This window comes from Thioclava sp. DLFJ4-1 (genome assembly GCF_002020145.1).
Classification (GTDB): Bacteria; Pseudomonadota; Alphaproteobacteria; order Rhodobacterales; family Rhodobacteraceae; genus Thioclava; species Thioclava sediminum.
This window is the reverse complement of the sequence record NZ_MPZT01000006.1, coordinates 231,569-251,148: the sequence shown is the minus strand read 5'-3', so window position 1 is coordinate 251,148 and position 19,580 is coordinate 231,569. Positions and strand designations below refer to the sequence as shown.

The 19,580-nt window shown below is 63.8% G+C and carries 17 protein-coding genes; 16 read left to right on the top strand and 1 reads right to left on the bottom strand.

What is annotated here, in order from left to right; translation table 11 throughout:
• Window positions 1-77 precede the first annotated feature (77 nt).
• The 3 genes from BMI85_RS18925 to BMI85_RS18915 are packed head-to-tail and all read left to right on the top strand — an operon-like array spanning window position 78 to window position 4,297.
• Window positions 78-1,247, top strand: a complete 1,170-nt coding sequence (locus BMI85_RS18925; RefSeq protein WP_078602381.1) for a Gfo/Idh/MocA family oxidoreductase — start codon at window positions 78-80, stop codon at window positions 1,245-1,247.
• A 24-nt stretch (window positions 1,248-1,271) separates the two neighbouring features.
• Window positions 1,272-3,362 (top strand): FAD-binding protein, encoded by a 2,091-nt coding sequence (locus tag BMI85_RS18920; RefSeq protein WP_078602380.1) that lies wholly within the window; start codon window positions 1,272-1,274, stop codon window positions 3,360-3,362.
• A complete protein-coding gene (locus BMI85_RS18915) occupies window positions 3,359-4,297 on the top strand; it encodes a sugar kinase (RefSeq protein WP_078602379.1) in 939 nt (312 codons plus the stop codon). Before BMI85_RS18920 ends, BMI85_RS18915 begins: the two co-directional genes overlap by 4 nt.
• Window positions 4,298-5,106: 809 nt before the next feature.
• Here BMI85_RS18915 and BMI85_RS18905 read toward each other — a convergent pair.
• Window positions 5,107-6,000 (bottom strand): MurR/RpiR family transcriptional regulator, encoded by an 894-nt coding sequence (locus tag BMI85_RS18905; RefSeq protein WP_210402381.1) that lies wholly within the window; start codon window positions 5,998-6,000, stop codon window positions 5,107-5,109.
• Window positions 6,001-6,122: 122 nt separating this feature from the next.
• Between BMI85_RS18905 and BMI85_RS18900 the strand changes: the two genes are divergently transcribed.
• The 13 genes from BMI85_RS18900 to BMI85_RS18840 all read left to right on the top strand — a co-directional run bounded on the left by BMI85_RS18900 (window position 6,123) and on the right by BMI85_RS18840 (window position 19,560).
• A complete protein-coding gene (locus BMI85_RS18900; RefSeq protein ID WP_078602377.1) occupies window positions 6,123-6,893 on the top strand; it encodes an N-formylglutamate amidohydrolase in 771 nt (256 codons plus the stop codon).
• Window positions 6,893-7,399, top strand: coding sequence for a TRAP transporter small permease subunit (locus tag BMI85_RS18895; protein ID WP_078522175.1), 507 nt, complete (start codon window positions 6,893-6,895; stop codon window positions 7,397-7,399). Before BMI85_RS18900 ends, BMI85_RS18895 begins: the two co-directional genes overlap by 1 nt.
• Window positions 7,399-8,724 (top strand): TRAP transporter large permease subunit, encoded by a 1,326-nt coding sequence (locus BMI85_RS18890; RefSeq protein ID WP_078550976.1) that lies wholly within the window; start codon window positions 7,399-7,401, stop codon window positions 8,722-8,724. Before BMI85_RS18895 ends, BMI85_RS18890 begins: the two co-directional genes overlap by 1 nt.
• 43 nt (window positions 8,725-8,767) lie before the next feature.
• Window positions 8,768-9,805, top strand: a complete 1,038-nt coding sequence (locus BMI85_RS18885) for a TRAP transporter substrate-binding protein (protein WP_078522177.1) — start codon at window positions 8,768-8,770, stop codon at window positions 9,803-9,805.
• A gap of 110 nt (window positions 9,806-9,915) precedes the next feature.
• Window positions 9,916-11,280 (top strand): glutamine synthetase family protein, encoded by a 1,365-nt coding sequence (locus tag BMI85_RS18880; RefSeq protein ID WP_078602376.1) that lies wholly within the window; start codon window positions 9,916-9,918, stop codon window positions 11,278-11,280.
• 44 nt (window positions 11,281-11,324) lie between these two features.
• Window positions 11,325-12,713 (top strand): aldehyde dehydrogenase family protein, encoded by a 1,389-nt coding sequence (locus BMI85_RS18875; RefSeq protein WP_078570835.1) that lies wholly within the window; start codon window positions 11,325-11,327, stop codon window positions 12,711-12,713.
• Window positions 12,710-13,864: an iron-containing alcohol dehydrogenase gene (locus BMI85_RS18870; protein WP_078602375.1), complete on the top strand. Its 1,155-nt coding sequence runs from the start codon at window positions 12,710-12,712 to the stop codon at window positions 13,862-13,864. The genes BMI85_RS18875 and BMI85_RS18870 overlap by 4 nt, the downstream gene beginning before the upstream one ends.
• A gap of 239 nt (window positions 13,865-14,103) precedes the next feature.
• Complete coding sequence (locus BMI85_RS18865) at window positions 14,104-15,210, top strand: ABC transporter substrate-binding protein (protein WP_078570658.1); 1,107 nt, start codon at window positions 14,104-14,106, stop codon at window positions 15,208-15,210.
• A gap of 77 nt (window positions 15,211-15,287) precedes the next feature.
• A complete protein-coding gene (locus tag BMI85_RS18860) occupies window positions 15,288-16,142 on the top strand; it encodes an ABC transporter permease subunit (RefSeq protein WP_078602374.1) in 855 nt (284 codons plus the stop codon).
• Window positions 16,139-16,927 carry an ABC transporter permease gene (locus BMI85_RS18855; protein ID WP_078541553.1) on the top strand — a complete coding sequence of 263 codons (789 nt, stop codon included), beginning with the start codon at window positions 16,139-16,141 and terminating at the stop codon, window positions 16,925-16,927. The genes BMI85_RS18860 and BMI85_RS18855 overlap by 4 nt, the downstream gene beginning before the upstream one ends.
• A 3-nt stretch (window positions 16,928-16,930) precedes the next feature.
• Window positions 16,931-17,989 carry an ABC transporter ATP-binding protein gene (locus BMI85_RS18850; protein ID WP_078602373.1) on the top strand — a complete coding sequence of 353 codons (1,059 nt, stop codon included), beginning with the start codon at window positions 16,931-16,933 and terminating at the stop codon, window positions 17,987-17,989.
• Window positions 17,990-18,099: 110 nt separating this feature from the next.
• A complete protein-coding gene (locus BMI85_RS18845; protein ID WP_143595180.1) occupies window positions 18,100-18,843 on the top strand; it encodes a hypothetical protein in 744 nt (247 codons plus the stop codon).
• 75 nt (window positions 18,844-18,918) lie between these two features.
• Window positions 18,919-19,560 (top strand): DedA family protein, encoded by a 642-nt coding sequence (locus tag BMI85_RS18840; protein WP_078602371.1) that lies wholly within the window; start codon window positions 18,919-18,921, stop codon window positions 19,558-19,560.
• Window positions 19,561-19,580: the final 20 nt, after the last annotated feature.

The window sequence follows — 19,580 nt, the reverse complement described above, 5'->3', positions numbered from 1 at the left end:
GAGGCCCGCCCGTTCGGACGAAACAGAGACGAGACCGCGCGGAGAGACACCGGCGCGAACAGGAGAGGAGTGTTCTAATGACAGAGATCCGCGTTGCCGTGCTCGGCGCTTCGGGGTGGATGGGCAAAGTCCACACGATGGCCTACCAGACCTTTCCGCATTTCTTCGGGACCGAGGGGGGCACGGCGCGCGTCGTCACCCTCGTCGATCGCAATCCTGCGCGGGCGCAGGAGCTTGCCGCCCGGGTGCCCGGTGCGCGGATCGTTCAGGACTGGCGCGAGGTGATCGCCGATCCCGAGGTCGATCTCGTGGATATCTGCCTGCCCGACAACCTGCATTACGAGGTCGCGAAAGCCGCGCTCGAAGCGGGCAAGCATGTCTTTTGCGAAAAGCCCCTTGCCGAGTCCGCCGAGGAGGCGCGCGAGCTTGCCGATATCGCGAAGGCGCGCGGCCTGATCACCCGCGTCGGCCACGGCTTCCCGCGGAACCCCGTCCATGATCTCGCGAAGGAGATCATCGATGCGGGCGAGATCGGCGAGATCACGATGTTCAAAGGGTGCCAGCATGTCGACATGTATGGCGACCCGATGGTGCCCTATATGTGGCGCGCCGATGGGGCGCTCGCACCGACCGGGATCGTCGGGGATACCGGCAGCCATGTCTTCAGCTTCATGGAATTCCTCGTCGGTCGCGTCTCGTCTCTGATCGCCAACAACATCATCGTCACGCCGCGCCGTCCCAAGATCGAAGGGCTGGGGCTTGGCGAGACGGCAGAGCTGACCGGCAGCGAGGAATGGGCCGATATCACCAATCCCGACGCGAGCCAGATTCTGTGCACGTTCGAGAACGGTGCGAACGGGATCGTGGATTTCAGCCGCGTCGCGACCGGGCGCAAATTCATGCAGACCTACGAGATCTACGGCACGAAAGGCAGCCTCGCCTATACGTTCGACGAGGTGAACCGGCTGCGCTTCTACACCAATGCCGATCCGATCGGGCGCCGCGGCTACCGCGAGATCGATGTCGGGCCCGAGCATCCGACCTACGCGGCCTTTCTGCCGCTGCCGAATTTCGCGCTCGGCTATAACGAGACCAAGATCATCGAAGCGGCGGAGGTCATCCGCTCCATCGTCTCCGGCAAGGAGATGTGGCCGACCTTCGAGACAGGCCATCACATCACCCAGATCGTCGACGCCTGCATGAGCTCGTCCCGGCAACGCGCCTGGGTCGATATTCCGCAAAGCTGACCGGACCGCAAACGGAGCCAAGACATGGACAGTGCAATCCCTCAGGAAATCCTAGACGCCCTGACCGATATCGAGATGCCGCGGCTGCGGGCCGACGAGGCGGTCCCGGAGATGCTCGAGATCGCGGGCCTCACCCTGCCGGTCTATCGCACCGGTTGCCTCGTCGTCGGCAGCGGGGCGGCGGGCCTTCGCGCTGCCGTCGAACTCAAGCGGCGCGGCGGCGAGGTTGTCGTCGCGAGCCAGAGCGCCTGGGGCGGGACCTCCGCCTGCTCGGGCTCCGACAAGCAGACGCTGCACACCGCGAATACCGCCGATCACGGGGATGATTTTCAGGCGATGGCGCGGGCGATCCGGGCTGGCGGCGCGATGGACGAGGATACGGCCTATATCGAGGCGGTCGGCTCGCCGCGCATGATGGCCTCGCTGCAATATCTCGGCCTGCCGCTCCCGCAGGACCGGTTCGGCGCGACGTTGCGCTACAAGACCGACCATGACGAGACCGGGCGCGCGACGAGTTGCGGCCCCCGAACCTCGCGGTTGATGGTCAAGGTGCTGGCGGAGGAGGCGCTGCGGCTCCACGTGCCGATCTTTAACCACACGACGGTCGTGCAGCTGCTCACCGAAGGCGACGGGGATGACCGCCGGGTCTCCGGGGCGCTGGCGTTCCGCAAATCCGACCGCAGCGAGGCCAATCCCTATGGTCTCGTGCTGTTTGCCGCGCCGAATGTCGTGCTAGCGGCGGGCGGGCCGGGCGAGCTTTATCGCGACAGCGTCTATCCCAATGGCTGTTTCGGAACGCTGGGTCTCGCGCTTGAAGCGGGGATCGAACTGGTGAACCTCACCGAGAGCCAGTTCGGCATCGGGACGCGCCGCGAGGGGTTCCCGTGGAACCTTTCGGGGACTTACGTGCAATCCCTGCCGCATATCTATTCGGTCGATGCCGAAGGGCGCGAGCATCATTTCCTCGCGCAATATTACCGGACGACGCAGGAGCTGGCTTCCAATGTGTTCCGCAAGGGCTATCAATGGCCGTTCCACGCGACGCGGATGCTGGATTTCGCGTCGAGCCTCGTCGATCTGGCGATCTGGCGCGAGAGTGCAGCGGGGCGGCGGGTCTTCATGGATTTCAATCGCAACCCGCTGCCGGTGCCCGGCGATCAGCCTTTCGATCTCACCCGCCTCGACGAGGATGTGCGGACCTATCTGGGCACTGCCGGGGCGGATCAGGAGTTGCCGATCGACCGGCTGCGCCACATGAACCCGCTCGCGATCGAACTGTACCGTCGCTACAAGGTCGACATCGCCGCCGCGCCGCTCGAATTCGCGGTGAACAACCAGCATATGAATGGTGGGATCGCGGTCGATCCCTGGGGACGCTCCAACCTGCGCGGTGTCTATGCCGCGGGCGAAGCGGCGGGCACGCATGGCGTGACGCGCCCGGGCGGATCGGCCCTGAACGCCGGTCAGGTCTTCGGCACCCGCGTTGGCGAGCATATCGGCGCAAGCCGCACGGCGCATGCGCCGGATGCTGTCGGATCGGAGGCCCTCACTGCGGCGGTGACGAATCTGCTCGCACGGTTGAACACCGACAGCGCGCATTCCGTGAAGTCGGTCCGCGACGAAGTTCAGGCCCGGATGAGCGACCATGCCGGGATGATCTGCAATGGCGAGGACGTGGCCGAAGCGCTTGCAGCGGCGCGCCAGTTGAACCGGAGCTTGCGGAGCGGCGGGATCGCCCCGGAGCGCGCGGGCGATGGTGGGCGCGCGATCCAGTGGCAGCAGATGGCACTTGCCTCCGAGGCCGTCCTTGCCGCGCTCGACCAGTATATCTCGCAAGGCGGTGGCAGCCGCGGCGCGCGCGCGATTTGTTCCGATGAGGGCGAAGCGATCCCGATGGCGCGCGACACGGATCTGGGCGCGTTCCGCTTCAAGACGGAGCGCGACATCGACAAACAGACCCAAATCCTCGTCCGTCTGCAGGGGGAAGACTTGAAGATCGACACCCGCGAAAACCGCCGCTTCGACGAGAGCGCACGCGCGTTCTTCGAGCGGGACTGGCCCGATTGGCTGACCGGCCGCATCTTTGACCTCGACGCGAAAGGTCTGCGCGAATGAGTGAGAATCCGAAGAAGATGGTCGCCATCGGGGAAGCGATGCTGGAACTCGCCCCGGTCGAGGGCGGCACGTTCCGCCTCGGTTATGCGGGCGATACGTTCAACACGCTGTGGCATGCGGCGCAACTGCTTGGGTCGCGTGCCCGGGCGGGCTTCGTCACGCGCATCGGCGAGGATAAGCTGTCCGGTCGTTTCCTCGCCGAGATGGAGGCGGATGGCTTGGACATCTCCACCGTGCAGCGCGATGCCGAGCGCGAGATGGGCCTCTACATGATCGAGCTCGAGGGGGCGGAGCGCAGTTTTCACTATTGGCGCCAGCTCTCTGCGGCGCGTCGGCTCGCGGATGATCCCGATACCCTCGGGCGCGCCTTGTCCGGCGCGGATCTCGTCCATGTGTCGGGCATCACCCTCGCCATTCTCTCGCCGGAGGCGCGCGAGACGTTGTTCGACGCGATTGCCACCGTGCGCAGCGAAGGCGCGCGAATTTCCTTCGATCCGAACTATCGGCCACGGCTCTGGCAATCGCCGGAGGAAGCGCGTGACACCTGTCTGCGCATGCTCTCCCATACCGATATCGCGCTGCCGAGCTTTGACGACGAGGCTGCCTTGTGGGGCGATGCGACGCCGGAACAGACCTTGGAGCGGTTGAGCGGGCAGGGGGTGGCGGAGATCGCCGTGAAGGATGGCGCGCAACCCGTCTGGTATCTTGCCGAGGGCCACACTGGTCGGCGCGGCACCCCGGTTCTGACAGAGTTGCGCGATACCACCGGCGCGGGCGATGCGTTCAATGCGGGCTATCTTGCCTCCCGTCTTCTTGGGCATTCGGTCGAACAGGCGATCGGCATGGGGCAGACAGTCGGCGGCGCGGTCTTGGGCGAGCCAGGCGCGCGGCTGGGCAAGGACGCAGCGCGCGCCCTCGCGGCATCGCTCGAATAGGGCGGTTTCGGTCCATCGCGTGACCTCATGCCTATGCGGTGGTCGTCATTCCGCCGCGCCGTGACGCTTCAAACCTGTCAGGCTGCCGTCTCGGGCGCGGGTCTTCCACCCACGCCAAACCGCTCTGGCATCCGAAAATAGGTAAGCTTTGACGTGTGTTCTTCGCACGAACCTCATTCGCCTTCAGGATGGGCATGCTTTTGGCTCTCTCATAGAGAGACAGGTCGGGGAGGCCTGTGGCTCCGAGTGCTGCCGGGACTGCGGGCGACAGAGGATCCACATTGGCAATGGCCTCGATTCGGGAATGGACGTCGCTGAGAGGTCCCGTAATCAGGTCTGCCATCGGGCTGAAGCTCATGCCCGAGGCCTTCAGTATGTCGACCGAGGCGTCGAACATAGCTCGTGTGTCTGCGGCACGCCCGGCGCGACGCGCCCTCCACTCGGTGAAGAGAGCAAGCCTGACGTTGGCACAGCGTGCCTCGGCCTTGATGAAGTCCCTCGCCTTAAGAGACCTGTTAATTTCACGGAGAGGTTCGACGTCCGTAAACTCATTCGGGACGCGCATGCGGAAGTAGTAGGTCTTGCCCGTTGCCCCACCCGGGTGGAGTTCTCGCAAATTCCACCCGCAGTTGGGTGGAGAAATTTCTCCAAAGAAACTAGGAGCTTCCGACGCCCGAGAGAAAATTGCTTTCTCCCTCGAGGCAGCATCTCCTGGGCACCATTACTCAAAAAGTCGCGCAACTCATCCGGGTTGCGCGACTTTTTCGTTTCCGGGCTGAGCTTTTTCGCGCAGGCGCGCGCGCTGGGCCTTATTTCCTGCGGAAAAAGCGCGCACGGTCATAAAGGGCCTCCAGCCGCGCCATGCGGGCCGAGGTTTCTTCCCAAGTCAGCGACTGGATCGCGGCCATGAGCGTTTCGACCAGAACCTGAATCGCGACCGTCGAATCCCAGGCCGAGGGCGCTTCGATCTGCGCCGAGAAGCGATAGCGTGCATGGGTCGCGGCGGGCGAGACCCATGGGTCGGTGATCAGCACGACTTCCGCGCCCTGCTCGACCGCCATCTCGACCAGTTGCAGCACGCTCGATTCGTAGCGGCGAATGTCGAAAACCAGCAGCACGTCGCCCTTCTGCATCTCGAGAAGCGCGGGCGGCCAGCTGTTCGAGAGCGGTTCGAGCAGTTCGACCCCGGGGCGGATCACCTTCATATGCGCCACGAAATAGGCCGCGATCGGGCCGGTGATCCGGCCCCCGGTCGCGAAGATGCGGCGCTTCGGGTCGGCCATCAGCGCGGCAGCGGCGTCGAACTCGGCATGGTCGATCTGTTTCAGCGTCGCCTGCAGATTGCCCAGAACGGTATCGGCGAAGCGGTTGATCATATGGGTGTCGGGCGCATCCCCCGCCCAGCGATCGTGTTTGACCAGCGGCGAGACAAGCTGCGCCTCCAACTCGTCGCGCACCGCCTGCTGCAGCCCCGGATAGCCGCCATAGCCCATCTTCTGCGCCAATCGCACCACGGTGGGAGAGGACACTTCGGCGGCCCGCGCCAGCTGCGCGACAGATCCCAGAAGCGCCATCGGATAGTGGCGCAGGATATGTCCGGCGAGTTGTTTCTCGGTCCGGGTCATCTCTTCGATGCCCGTCCGGAGCCTGTCTTCGATGCTTTGCGTCGCTGCTGACAAATCGGGCACCCCCGTGCGAATCAAGTTAGAAATGATTGTAACAGAATTTTCTTCTCTGAAATTTTCTTGACAGATGCGGCTTGGCGGGGCGAGCCTGACCCCAGGACGCGACGTAGAATCGCGCCGCTCAACAGAGAGGGACCGATTTGAACAGCGCGCATGTAGCGGTGGAAATCGAAGGCGCGGATCGACCGGGTGAGGTCGTTCTGGTCTGCGAACATGCGTCGAATGTTTTTCCTGCGCCTTGGGGCGATCTGGGGCTGACATCCGATCAGCGCGAGGCGCATATCGCTTGGGATCCCGGCGCGCTGGGCCTTGCGCGCGGTCTGGCCGCGCAATTGGAGGCACCGCTGGTCGCCGCACGCCAGTCGCGGCTGATCTACGATCTCAATCGTCCGCCGCATCATCCGGGTGCGATGCCCGTGACCTCCGAGATCCATGACATTCCCGGTAATGCGGCGCTTTCGCCGGACGACCGTAGTGCGCGCACCGAGGCGCTATACGAGCCGTTCCACGCAGCGCTACGCAGTCTGATCGCCGAGCGGCTGGCCCGCGGGCGGCCGACGGCGCTGGTGACGGTGCATTCCTTCACGCCGATCTGGTTCGGGAAGCCCCGCGAGGTCGAGCTTGGCGTGATCCACGATGCCGATCCGAGCCTGGCGCAGGCGGTTCTCGAGGAAGCCCGCCGTGTCACCGAGCTCGATGCGCGTCTTAACGAACCTTACTCGGGCGCGGATGGCGTCTGTCATACGCTGGCGCTGCAGGCCACGCCGATGGGACTGCGGAATGTTATGCTGGAACTGCGCAACGATCTGATCGCCGATCCTACCGCGCAAGAGGCGATGGCCGCGACGCTTGCCCCGGTGCTGCAAGCCGCGCTGTCGCAGATCACCGCAAATAACGGGGAGGCCGCCTGATGCCACGCTGGAGTGTCGCCTATGTTCGCCTGATCGACGGGTTCAACCGCAAGCTCGGCAAGGTGGCGATGTACCTTCTCTACGTGATGATGGCGATTATGCTGTTCTCATCGCTGACGAAGATCTTCGAGATTCCCGCGCTCTGGACGCTGGAGATGGCCCAGTTCACGCTGGTCGCCTATTACATGCTCGGCGCGCCGTGGACGCTTCAGGGCGACACGAACGTGCGGATGGATCTGCTGTATTCCCGCTGGTCGCCGAAAGGGCAGGCCTGGTGGGATGCCTTCACCGTCTTCGCGCTGATGTTCTACCTCGGGATCATGGTCTACTCGGCCTTCGATTCCACGGTCTATTCCTTCGAATATAACGAGCGAAACCCGACCGCGTGGCGCCCGGTGTTGTGGCCGATCAAGGTCATCATCACCACGGGCTTCGCACTTCTCTTCTTGCAGGCCGTGGCCCTTCTGATCCGCGATGTCGCGACTATTCGCGGAGAGGAAATCTGATGGATCACAACACCATCGCCCTTTTGATGTTCTCGACGATGCTGCTGATGATGCTGACCGGTCAGCGCGTCTTCGGTGCCATCGGCTTCGTCGCCGTCGTCGCGGCGTTCTGGCTCTGGGGGCCGGGCGGCACGCAGATGGGCTTCGGCTCGGTGATGAAGCTGATGAAATGGACGCCGCTGCTGACGCTGCCGATGTTCGTCTACATGGGCTATGTGATGTCCGAGAGCCGTCTGGCCGAAGACCTCTATCGGATGTTCCACGTCTGGTTCGGGCCATTACCGGGGGGGCTCGCCATCGGGACGATCATGCTGATGGTGATGATCTCGGTGATGAACGGTCTGTCGGTCGCGGGCATGGCCATTGGGGCGACGATCGCGCTGCCGGAACTGCTGCGCCGGAACTACGACAAGCTGATGATCTCGGGTGTCATTCAGGCGGGGTCGTCCTTGGGCATCCTGATCCCGCCCTCGGTCGTGCTGGTGCTGTTCTCGCTGATCGCGCGCCAGCCGGTGTCGGAGCTGTGGCTGGCAGGTGCGGTGCCGGGGCTGCTGATGGCCACGCTTTTCGTCGCCTATATCGTGATCCGCTGCAAAATGAACCCGGACCTCGCGCCGCCGATGGATGCGGAAGAGCGCGCCATGATCACCATGCGCGAGAAGCTGCGCCTTCTGCGCGCGGGCCTGATGCCGGTCTTCATCTTCGTTGCGATGATGGTGCCTTTTCTTAAGGGCTGGGCGAGCCTGACCGAAGCCTCGGTGATCGGCGCTCTGGCGGCCGTCTTCGCGGCGGCCATCAAGCGGCGCTTCACCTGGCAGGTCTTCAAGGTTTCGACCGAGAACACGCTCAAGATCACCGTGATGTTCATGCTGATCATCACCGCGGCGCTGTCCTTCGGGGCGGTGTTCGACGGTCTCGGCGCGGGCCGCGCGATCGAGGATTTCTTCACCGACAGCCTCGGCCTCGGCCCGTGGCAGATCCTGATCCTGATGCAGCTGAGCTTCCTCGTGATGGGGATGTTCCTCGACGACACGGCGATGCTGGTGATCGTGGCGCCCGTCTATGTCTCGCTCGCCCGGCATCTGGGCTTCGACATGATCTGGTACGGTGTCCTTTATACCATCACCTGTCAGGTTGCCTATCTCACGCCGCCCTTCGGCTATAACCTGTTCTTGATGAAGGCGATGGCGCCCAAGGAATTCACCCTGCCGGTGATCTACGCCTCGGTGATCCCCTTCGTGGGCGTGATGGTCCTGACGCTGATCCTCGTGATGATCTTTCCGCAGCTGGCGCTCTGGCTGCCGCATGCGGTGCTTGGAAGATAACCATAACCCGGAAAAACCGGGATCAACCAACAAGGAGAGAGTGATGACGACAAGAAGACAGTTCCTCACCACCGGTGCGGTGGGTGCGGCTGCGGCGGGCCTTGCGGCCCCGGCCGTCGCGCAGACCACGCCGATCAAGTGGCGTATGCAGACCTATGCCGGCCCCGCGCTGGCCGAACAGGTCGTGGACAATTGCATCAAGACCTTCAACGAAATCGCCGATGGCGAGATGGAGATCGAACTTTACTACGCCGACCAGCTGGTGCCGACCTCCGAGCTGTTCCGCGCGATGCAGTCGGGCACGATCGACGCCGTGCAATCGGACGATGACTCGATGGCCTCGCCCACCGAAGTCACCGTCTTCGGCGGCTATTTCCCCTTCGGCCTGCGCTACTCGCTCGACGTGCCGACGCTGTTCAACGAATGGGGTCTCAACGAGATCTGGGACGAGCAGTATTCGGCCGTCGGTGTGAAGCACATCTCGGCGGGTTCGTGGGATCCGTGCAACTTCGCCATGAAAGAGCCGGTGAAGTCGCTCGACGATCTGAACGGCAAGCGGGTCTTCACCTTCCCGACCGCCGGGCGCTTCCTTGCGCAATTCGGCGTCGTGCCGGTGACGATCCCGTGGGAAGACGTCGAAGTCGCGCTGCAGACTGGCGAGCTGGACGGCGTCGCATGGTCGGGCATCACCGAGGATTACACCTCGGGTTGGGGCAAGAACGCACCTTACTTCCTGACCAACAACATCTCGGGCGCCTGGATCGGCCACTTCTTCGCCAACATGGACCGTTGGAACGAAGTGCCGGATCGTCTGAAGACGCTGATGAAGACCTGCTTCGATCAATCGCATTACCACCGCCAGTACTGGTACTGGTCGGGCGAGGCGAAGCTGCGCGTCGAAGGCACCGATATGGAGCTGACGACCATTCCGGACGCCGAATGGCAGAAGGTCGAAGACGCCGCCCACAAGTTCTGGGACGAGATCGCGGCCGAAAGCGAGTTGAAGGCCAAGGTCGTCGACATCTTCAAGAAATACAACGCGACGATGGCGAAGGCAGGCCCGCCCTATCGCTGCGGCTAAGCAGAGCGGGGGCGGCGGAAACGCTGCCCCTACGACGCAACATTTGCCCTCTTGTGGGGCCCCGCACCGCGCGGCAATCTCGCGCGGTGATCTTGATCCCGGAGGAACTCATGTCGCGTAAATTATCGTTCGACGCGCTCAAGAAATCGGTCAATGCAGGCGAGGTCGATACGGTCATCGCAGCCCTTGTGGATATGCAGGGACGGCTTCAGGGCAAGCGGTTCCACGCGGCGCATTTCATCGACAGCGCATGGGAAGAGACCCATTGCTGCAACTACCTGCTGGCGACCGACATGGAGATGGTCACGGTGCCGGGCTATGACGCGTCCAGCTGGGAGCGCGGCTACGGCGATTACGTGATGAAGCCCGACATGGAGACGCTGCGGCTGATCCCGTGGGTTCCGGGCACGGCGCTGGTGATCTGCGATCTGCTCGATCATCACAGCCACGAGCCGATCCCCCATGCGCCGCGCCAGATGCTGAAATCGCAGCTCAAGCGCGCCAAGGACATGGGCTTTGACGTGATGATGGCGACCGAGCTGGAGTTCTTCCTGTTCGAGGAAAGCTATCCGCAGCTCTTTGATGCGGGTTATCCCGATCCGACCCCGGTCGCGCGCTACAATGTCGACTATTCGCTGATGGGCAATTCGCGCGCCGAACCGGCGATGCGGGCGATGCGCAACGCGCTTTATGCGGCGGGCGTGCCGGTCGAATGCTCCAAGGGCGAGGCCGAATGCGGTCAGGAAGAGCTGAACGTGAAATATGCGGGCGGGCTTCAGACCGCCGACATGCATGTGCTGGTCAAGCAATGCGCCAAGGAAGTCGCCCAGTCCCACGGGCTCTCGGCGACCTTCATGGCGAAATACCACACCGACAAGGCGGGCTCGTCGAGCCACGTTCACCAGTCGCTCTGGAAGGGCGGCAAACCGGCCTTCTTCGACAAGGACGCGCCGAACGGCATGTCCGAGTTGATGCACCAATTCCTTGCCGGGCAGCTGACCCATGCGCGCGAGATCACCTATTTCCTCGCGCCGTATACCAACAGCTACAAGCGCTTCTGCGAGGGGCTTTTCGCGCCGACGAAAGCGGTCTGGTCGCTCGACAACCGCACGGCGGGCTTCCGCATCTGCGGCGAGGGCACGAAAGGAATTCGCGTCGAGTGCCGCATCGGCGGGGCCGACCTGAACCCCTATCTGGCCTGCGCGTCGCTTCTCGCGGCGGGGCTGGCCGGGATCGAGGGTGAGATGGACCCGAGGCCGGAAGCCGCGGGCGACATCTACAAGGCGGGCGAAGTGACCGAGGTGCCGAAATCCCTGACCGAGGCGCTGGGCGCTCTCGAAGGTTCGGACATGCTCAAATCCGCCTTCGGTGAGGACGTGATGGCCCATTACGTGCGCGCCGCTCGCTGGGAAATCGAAGAACAGAACCGAGTTGTGACCGACTGGGAGCGGATGCGCGGTTTCGAACGCGCCTGAGTTTTGACAGACCCGCGGGGCCCTACACCCCGCAAGGAGACATGATGACCAAGACCCTGAAATGTATCTCGCCCGTCGACGGGCAGGTCTATGCCGAACGCGAGGCGCTGAGCGCCTCCGACGCGCAGGCGCTGGCCGCGAGCCTTCGCGCCGCGCAGCCCGCATGGGCCGAACGCCCGCTGTCGGAGCGTATCGCGCTCGTCGAGGCGGGCATCGCCAAGCTCAACGAGATGAAGGATCTCGTGGTCGAGGAGCTTGCGTGGCAGATGGGCCGCCCGACCCGCTATGGCGGCGAATTCGGCGGCATGAACGAGCGCGCGGGCTACATGGCCTCGATCGCTGAAGAGGCGCTCGCCCCGATGGTGGTCGAGCAGAGCGACAGCTTCCTGCGCCAGATCGCGCGCGAACCGGTCGGCGTCGTCTTCATCATCGCGCCGTGGAACTACCCCTATATGACCGTGATCAACTCGCTGGTCCCGGCCCTGATCGCCGGCAACACGGTGATGTTGAAGCACGCGACGCAAACGATGCTGGTGGGCGAGCGCATCGCCGAAGCCTTCCACGCGGCGGGCGTGCCGCAGGACGTGTTCCAGAACGTCTACCTGACGCACGAGACCTCGGAAGAGCTGATGGGCGCGAAGGCGTTCGATTTCGTCAACTTCACCGGCTCGGTCGGCGGTGGCCGCGCGGTGGAGCGCGCGCTGGCGGGCACCTTCACCGGGCTGGGCCTCGAACTGGGCGGCAAGGATCCGGGCTATGTGGCCGCGGATGCTGATCTGGACGCGGCGGTCGACGGGCTGATGGATGGCGCGCTGTTCAACGCGGGCCAGTGCTGCTGCGGGATCGAGCGGATCTACGTCCATGCCAGCCTCTATGATGCGTTCGTCGAGAAGGCCGCTGCCTGGGCGAGCAAGCTGACCCTCGGCAATCCGTTCGAACCGGAAACGACGCTGGGCCCGATGGCCAACAAGCGCTTCGCCGAAGTGGTGCGCGGCCAGATCGAGGATGCGATCACCGATGGCGCCAAGCCGCTGCTCGACCCCGAGCTGTTCCCGGCCGATGACGGTGGCGCCTATCTCGCGCCGCAGATCCTCGTCGATGTGAACCACGAGATGCGCGTGATGCGCGAAGAAAGCTTCGGTCCTGTCGTCGGCATCATGCCGGTGAAGGATGACGAGGAAGCCATCGCCGCGATGAACGATTGCGATTACGGGCTGACCTGTTCGATCTGGACCGCCGATCCCGCCCGCGCCGAGGCGATGGGCAAGCGACTGCAGACCGGCACCGTCTTCATGAACCGCTGCGACTATCTCGACCCGGCGCTGTGCTGGACCGGCTGCAAGGAAACGGGCCGGGGCGGCTCGCTCTCCGTGCTGGGCTATCACGCGCTGACGCGTCCGAAATCCTACCATCTCAAGAAGGTGACGAAATGACTGCCCCCACCGCAAACTGGTCCTATCCGACCACGATCAAATTCGGCCCCGGCCGAATTTCGGAACTGGCCGATCACTGCAAATCCGTGGGTATCGAGAAGCCGCTTCTGGTGACCGACAAGGCGCTGGCCGCGCTGCCGATCACCGCCGGGGCGCTCGACGTGCTGGACGCGGCGGGCCTTGGCCGCGCGGTGTTCTCCGAGGTCGATCCGAACCCGAACGAGGGCAATATGGCCGCCGGGATCGAGGTCTATAAGGCGGGCGGCCATGACGGTGTGATCTGCTTCGGCGGCGGCTCCGCGCTCGATCTGGGCAAGATGATCGCGCTGATGGCGGGGCAGGACGCTTCGCTGAGCGTCTGGGATCTGGAAGATATTGGCGACTGGTGGACGCGCGCGAACGGTGACGCCATCGCGCCGATCATTGCGGTGCCGACCACCGCCGGGACCGGCTCGGAGGTCGGGCGCGCAGGCGTTCTGACGAATTCCGAGACTCACAAGAAGAAGATCATCTTCCACCCGAAGCTGATGCCCGCGATCACGATCTGCGATCCGGAGCTGACGGTCGGCATGCCGCCCTTCATCACGGCGGGAACCGGGATGGACGCGCTGGCGCATTGTCTCGAGGCGTTCTGTAGCCCGCATTACCACCCGATGAGCCAGGGGATCGCGCTCGAAGGGATGCGGCTCGTGTTCGAGAACCTGCCGCGCGCCTATACGACGCCGGACGATCTGGAGGCGCGCGCCAACATGATGTCGGCTGCGGCGATGGGGGCGGTGGCCTTCCAGAAGGGCCTCGGCGCGATCCACTCGCTGAGCCACCCGGTCGGCGCGGTTTACGGCACCCATCACGGCACGACCAATGCCTGCGTGATGCCGATGGTGCTCGACTTCAACCGCGCCACCATCGAGGAGCGGATCAACCGCGCGGCGGCTTACCTGGGCATCGCGGGCGGCTTCGAGGGCTTCAAGGCCCGGATCGAGAGCCTGCGCACCGAATTGTCCATCCCGGCGAACCTGACCGAGATGGGCGTGAAGCGCGAAGATCTCGAAATGCTGGTCGAGATGGCGCTGGAAGATCCGTCCTGTGGCGGCAACCCGGTCGAGATGACGACCGAGAATACCCGCGCGCTTTATGAGGCGTGCCTTTGACATCGGCGCGAGCGGGGGCTGCGCCCTCGCTCGTTGGCGCGGCTCACGCGTCTGTAACTAGTGTTGATGAGGAATTTTGCTTCAACATCTGTACTGCCAAAAATCTGTTACAACGCCCGCATAAAGGGTCGCCGATGCCGGAGCCAACCGGACGGCACAACCGTCGAAAGACATTAGCTCGGGGGAGACAGGACCGCATGAGGCGGCACCGCCCTCCATCAACGGGGAGAGACCTGAAAATGACCTTCAAGTTCCGTTACCTTGCAGCGGCCAGCGCCATGGCCCTTGCTGCCAGCACCGGCGCCAGCTTCGCCGACAGCATGGATGACCTCTACGCTGCTGCGAAAGAAGAAGGCAGCCTGACCACGATCGCGCTGCCGCATTCGTGGTGCAACTACGCGGGCGTGATCGACGGCTTCAAGAAGAAGTATCCCGGGATCACCGTGAACGAACTGAACCCCGATGCGGGCTCGGCCGACGAACTCGAAGCGATCCGCGCCAACAAGGACAACAAGGGTCCGCAGGCGCCCGACGTGATCGACGTGGGCCTTTCCTTCGGCCCGGCGGCCAAGGACGAGGGTCTGATCCAGCCCTACAAGGTCTCGACCTGGGACACGATCCCGGACAGCGCCAAGGATGCTGAAGGCTACTGGTATGGCGACTATTACGGCGTGCTGTCGTTCGCGGTGAACAAGGACATCGTCGACAATGTGCCGCAGGACTGGTCGGACCTGCTCAAGCCGGAATACGCGAACTCGGTGGCTCTCGCGGGCGATCCGCGCGCCTCGAACCAGGCGATCCTCGGCGTTCTGGCCGCGGGCGTCGCAGCAGGCGGCGAGCCGGGCAAAGCCTCGGGCGAAGCCGGCCTGAAATACTTCGCCGAGATGAACAAGAACGGCAACTTCGTGCCCGTCATCGGCAAGACCGGGACGCTAGCCCAAGGCGCGACCCCGATCGTCGTCGAGTGGGACTATAACGCTCTGGCCGGTCGCGACACGCTGAACGGCAACCCGCCGGTCGACGTCGTCGTGCCGAAATCGGGCGTTGTCGCCGGTGTCTACGTTCAGGCGATCTCGGCCTACGCGCCGCACCCGAACGCAGCCAAACTCTGGATGGAATACCTCTATTCGGACGAAGGTCAGCTCGGCTGGCTGGAGGGCTATTGCCACCCGATCCGCTTCAACGACCTGTCGGCCAACGGCAAGGTTCCGCAGAAGATGCTCGACGCGATGCCGCCCGCCGAGGGTTATGCCAAAGCGGTCTTCCCGTCGCTCGACGCGCAGGCTGCGAACAAGGAAGTCGTGACCGGCGGCTGGGATAGCGTCGTCGGCGCGAACGTCCAGTAACCGAACCCGCATAAGCACACGCCCCGCGCCTGATCGCGCGGGGCGACTTTATTGAAAATTCTGCAAAGCGAGGCCCGATGCAAAGCCGCAAGCTGCCGCTGACTTGGGTGGGGATGGTTCCCTTCACGCTCTTCGCGCTTTTGTTCCTGATCGCACCGACGATGTATATCGTGGTCGGCGCGTTTAGGACGAGCGACGGGGGCTTCACGCTGTCGAACCTCGTGAACCTGTTTCAACCGACGATCCTCGCGAGCTACTGGATCTCGATCAAGATCAGCCTCGCCACTGCGCTTGTAGGCTGCCTGATCGGCTTCGCGCTGGCTGCCGCCGTGACGCTGGGCGGCCTGCCGAACTGGCTGCGCGGTCCGGTGATGACCTTCTCGGGCGTGGCCTCGAACTTCGCAGGCGTGCCACTGGCCTTCGCCTTCCTCGCGACGCTGGGACGTCTGGGTCTCGTGACCGTGCTGCTGAAGTCGTGGTTCGGCTTCAACATCTACAGCCACGGCTTCAACCTTCTCAGCTTCTTCGGCCTCACGCTGACCTATCTGTTCTTCCAGATCCCGCTGATGGTGCTGATCATCACCCCGGCGCTGGACGGTCTGAAGCGCGAATGGAAAGAGGCGGCGAGCATCCTCGGCGCGACCGGCTTCCAGTATTGGCGCATCGTCGCGCTGCCGATCCTCTGGCCCTCACTGCTGGGCACGCTGGCGCTGCTGTTCGCCAATAGCTTCGGCGCGGTGGCGACGGCCTATGCGCTCACCGGCTCGTCGATGTCGATCGTGCCGATCATGCTTTACGCGCAAATCCGCGGCGATGTGCTGCAGGACCCGCATCTGGGCTACGCGCTGGCCTTCGGGATGATCGTCATCACCGGCCTCGCCAACCTCGCCTATGTCTGGCTCCGCGTACGCTCCGAAAGGTGGATGCGATGAAATCCAAGAAACTCTGGTCCTGGCTCGCGCTGGCTTTCGGGGCGCTTTATTTCGCGCTGCCGCTGCTTGGTACGCTGGAATTCTCGCTGCGGGCGCGGCGCGGGGTCTATTCGCTCGACGCTTACCGCTCGGTGCTGGCCGATCCGCAATTCCGCGAGACCTTCAGCTACTCCGTGGTGATGGCGATCTTCACGATCCTCGTGGGCGCGCTGATCGTGGTGCCGACCGCCTATTGGGTGCGTCTGAAGCTGCCGCATTGGCGCCCGGTGGTGGAGTTCATCACGCTCCTGCCGCTGGTGATCCCGCCGATCGTGATCGTCTTCGGCTATATCCGGCTCTATAACACCTCTTCGATCCTGCCGCTGACCGGCACGACGACGGGCACCAACCTCCTGCTGATGCTGGGCTATGCCACGCTATCGCTGCCTTACATGTATCGCGCGGTCGATACCGGGCTGCGCACCATCGATGTCGGCACGCTGACCGAAGCCGCGCAAAGCCTCGGCGCCGGGTGGAGCACGATCCTCGCCCGCGTCATCCTGCCGAACGTGCTGGTAGCGGTGCTCTCGGGCGCCTTCATCACCTTCGCCATCGTCATCGGCGAGTTCGTCCTCGCCTCGCTCCTCAACCGGCCAGCATTCGGCCCCTATATGCAGCTGACGGGCGCGAACAAGGCTTACGAGCCCGCCGCGCTTGCGGTGATCGCCTTCTCGATCACCTGGATCTGCATGGGGCTGATCCAACTCGTCACCCGGTTTTCCAAACATACGAACGCAAAGCGGTAACCCATGGCCTCTCTCGAGATCGAACATCTGGAAAAATCCTTCGGCGCGAACCGCGTGGTGAAGGATTTCAACCTCTCCATCGAAGAGGGCGAATTTATCTCGCTGCTCGGCCCGTCGGGCTGCGGCAAGACGACCGTGCTGCGGATGGTGGCAGGCTTCGAGAGCCCTTCGGGCGGCGCGATCCGCATCGGTGGGCAGGACGTCACGCATCTGGGCGCGAACCAGCGCAATATCGGCATGGTGTTCCAGGCCTACGCGCTGTTTCCCAACCTGACGGTCGCGCAGAACGTGGGCTTCGGGTTGCGCGTGGCGAAACGTCCGCGCGCCGAGATCAAGGCCCGTGTGACCGAGATGCTCGAGCTGATCGGTCTGCCCGATCTGGGCAACCGCTACCCGTTCCAGCTGTCGGGCGGGCAACAGCAGCGTGTGGCGCTGGCGCGCGCGCTCGCGATTCAGCCGCGCGTGCTGCTGCTGGACGAGCCGCTTTCCGCGCTCGATGCGAAAATCCGCGTCTCCTTGCGCGAAGAGATCCGCGACATTCAGCGCCGTCTGGGCATCACGACGATCTTCGTGACCCACGATCAGGAAGAGGCGCTGTCGATCTCGGATCGGGTGGTGGTGATGAATGGCGGTGTGGCCGAGCAGATCGGTGCGCCCTTCGAGATCTACAACCAGCCGAAGACCCGCTTCGTCGCGCAATTCGTGGGCACGCTGAACGCGCTCGAGGCCGAAGTGGCCGATCCGGCGCGCGGCGCTCTGCGCGTCGGCAACACCGAGGTGATCCTGTCCGAACCGGTTACCGCAGGCCAAGGCACTCCGGTCACGCTGGCCGCGCGGCCCGAAGTTCTGGCGCTGGGTCGCCGCGAGGGCAATGACACGGTGTTCACGGGGCGGATCGTCGAGACGCATTTCCTCGGCTCGATCCTGCGGGTGAAAATGGAGGTCGAAGGGCAGCTTATCGCGCTCGACACGTTCAACCGCCCCGGCAATCCGCCGCCCAAGGTCGGCACCGAGGCCGAGGTCAGCGTGGCGAGCCGCGATTTGCTCGTTCTGGCCGACTGACGACGCGAAAACGGGCCCGCGCCCCTCTTTTCTCCGGGTTTTCGGACCCGGAGCCCCTTCTGCCGCGTTGCCGATGAAAGCTTACACGCGACCGTTGCAGAAGGATGAAAATGGAGTGGCTCGTCGATCACAATCAGGTGGTGAGTATTGCGGTGCAGATCGTCACCGCGCTCGTCTGGATTATCTATCTGCAACTTCTGCTGCAGAATTTCCGGCGGGAGCGTCGCTCGAAACTGCTGCTGACCCGTGTCGCGGGCGGCCATGAGCGCGGGCATCTGATGCTCGGCAATATGGGCGCGGAGCCGATTTTCGTGAAAGCCCTTCTGGCCGATCTCGTGATCGATGGGAAAACCTATCACTCGATCGCCAGCGATTCGGGGGGCTTTGCGCCATTCGCGGAGTCCAGCCCCAACGAGTCGATCAAGGGCCCGCTGAAAACCGCGGCATATCGCGATCTCGGCCGCATTTCCGATCTTGTGGACGTCGCGCTGGAATTCTCCGACCTGCCCGAAGACGCGAAACAGGTGGAAACGGTGATTTTCACCGTGCTGGCAGAGGGCAGTCGCGACAATATCCTGACCGCGGGACGGCTCTGTTTCGATGTCTATCACGCCGGGGAGCATCAGCGCTTCTTGCCGCAGACCTCTTCGACGGTGCAGCTGCGCAGTTTCCGCAAACGTCGCGAATTGGCGGCGCGGCTGAAGGAAATGCTGGAGCAGGAAGCACGCGCTTTCCTGACCAGCGAAGACGGCCAACGCCGCGAGCGTGGCGCAGAGCTGCAACAGCTGCGACACCGCCAGCGACAAAGCGAGAAGGATCGCCAGGCCGACGCTCCGCACGAGGCTGCCGAATGAGGCTTCGAGAGACCTGTCGTCCAATATAACCGAACCCAGCGCGCCGTTCCGGCTTGAGGCGCCAAAGGAGACATCATGTTCAACTGGATCACCGGCGTCATCGCGTCCTTCGGCTATTTCGGTATCGCGGGGCTGATGCTGCTGGAGAACGTGTTCCCGCCGATCCCGTCCGAGCTGATCATGCCACTCGCGGGCTACATGGCGGCGCAGGGGAAATTCTCGCTCACATTGTTGATCGTCGCGGGCACCATCGGTTCGGTGCTGGGCGCGCTCCTTTGGTACTGGATCGGCCTCAAGATCGGGATCAAGCGCCTGTGCCACCTGTCGAGCCGCCATGGCCGCTGGATCGGCATCACCCCGCGCGACATTACCCGGACCAAGAAATGGTTCGACAAGCACGGCTGGGTGGGCGTGTTCTTCGGGCGGATGCTTCCCGGCGTCCGCACGCTGATCTCGGTGCCGGCGGGCATGGCGCGGATGCCCTTCGTCCCGTTCCTTGCCTACACGACGCTGGGCAGCGCGCTCTGGACCGCGCTGCTGACCGTCGCGGGTTATCTGCTCGGGAAGCAGTACAGCGAAGTCGCAAGCTGGGTGAACCCGGTCTCGACCGGCGTGATCGTGGTGCTCGTCCTGCTCTACGCCTATCGGGTGATCACCTGGAAGCCGCTGAGAGATAACGAAGATCCCAGCGGCGCCACGCCCGCGCGCGAGAGCTGAACTGCTGAGCACAAGCGACA

Excerpts from the sequence above, each read along its gene's own strand:
- BMI85_RS18885 (WP_078522177.1), top strand. The coding sequence starts at position 8,768 with ATGACGACAAGAAGACAGTTCCTCACCACCGGTGCGGTGGGTGCGGCT.
- BMI85_RS18920 (WP_078602380.1), top strand. The coding sequence starts at position 1,272 with ATGGACAGTGCAATCCCTCAGGAAATCCTAGACGCCCTGACCGATATC.
- BMI85_RS18875 (WP_078570835.1), top strand. The coding sequence starts at position 11,325 with ATGACCAAGACCCTGAAATGTATCTCGCCCGTCGACGGGCAGGTCTAT.
- BMI85_RS18870 (WP_078602375.1), top strand. The coding sequence starts at position 12,710 with ATGACTGCCCCCACCGCAAACTGGTCCTATCCGACCACGATCAAATTC.
- BMI85_RS18895 (WP_078522175.1), top strand. The coding sequence starts at position 6,893 with ATGCCACGCTGGAGTGTCGCCTATGTTCGCCTGATCGACGGGTTCAAC.
- BMI85_RS18890 (WP_078550976.1), top strand. The coding sequence starts at position 7,399 with ATGGATCACAACACCATCGCCCTTTTGATGTTCTCGACGATGCTGCTG.
- BMI85_RS18915 (WP_078602379.1), top strand. The coding sequence starts at position 3,359 with ATGAGTGAGAATCCGAAGAAGATGGTCGCCATCGGGGAAGCGATGCTG.
- BMI85_RS18865 (WP_078570658.1), top strand. The coding sequence starts at position 14,104 with ATGACCTTCAAGTTCCGTTACCTTGCAGCGGCCAGCGCCATGGCCCTT.
- BMI85_RS18850 (WP_078602373.1), top strand. The coding sequence starts at position 16,931 with ATGGCCTCTCTCGAGATCGAACATCTGGAAAAATCCTTCGGCGCGAAC.
- BMI85_RS18840 (WP_078602371.1), top strand. The coding sequence starts at position 18,919 with ATGTTCAACTGGATCACCGGCGTCATCGCGTCCTTCGGCTATTTCGGT.
- BMI85_RS18925 (WP_078602381.1), top strand. The coding sequence starts at position 78 with ATGACAGAGATCCGCGTTGCCGTGCTCGGCGCTTCGGGGTGGATGGGC.
- BMI85_RS18845 (WP_143595180.1), top strand. The coding sequence starts at position 18,100 with ATGGAGTGGCTCGTCGATCACAATCAGGTGGTGAGTATTGCGGTGCAG.
- BMI85_RS18880 (WP_078602376.1), top strand. The coding sequence starts at position 9,916 with ATGTCGCGTAAATTATCGTTCGACGCGCTCAAGAAATCGGTCAATGCA.
- BMI85_RS18860 (WP_078602374.1), top strand. The coding sequence starts at position 15,288 with ATGCAAAGCCGCAAGCTGCCGCTGACTTGGGTGGGGATGGTTCCCTTC.
- BMI85_RS18855 (WP_078541553.1), top strand. The coding sequence starts at position 16,139 with ATGAAATCCAAGAAACTCTGGTCCTGGCTCGCGCTGGCTTTCGGGGCG.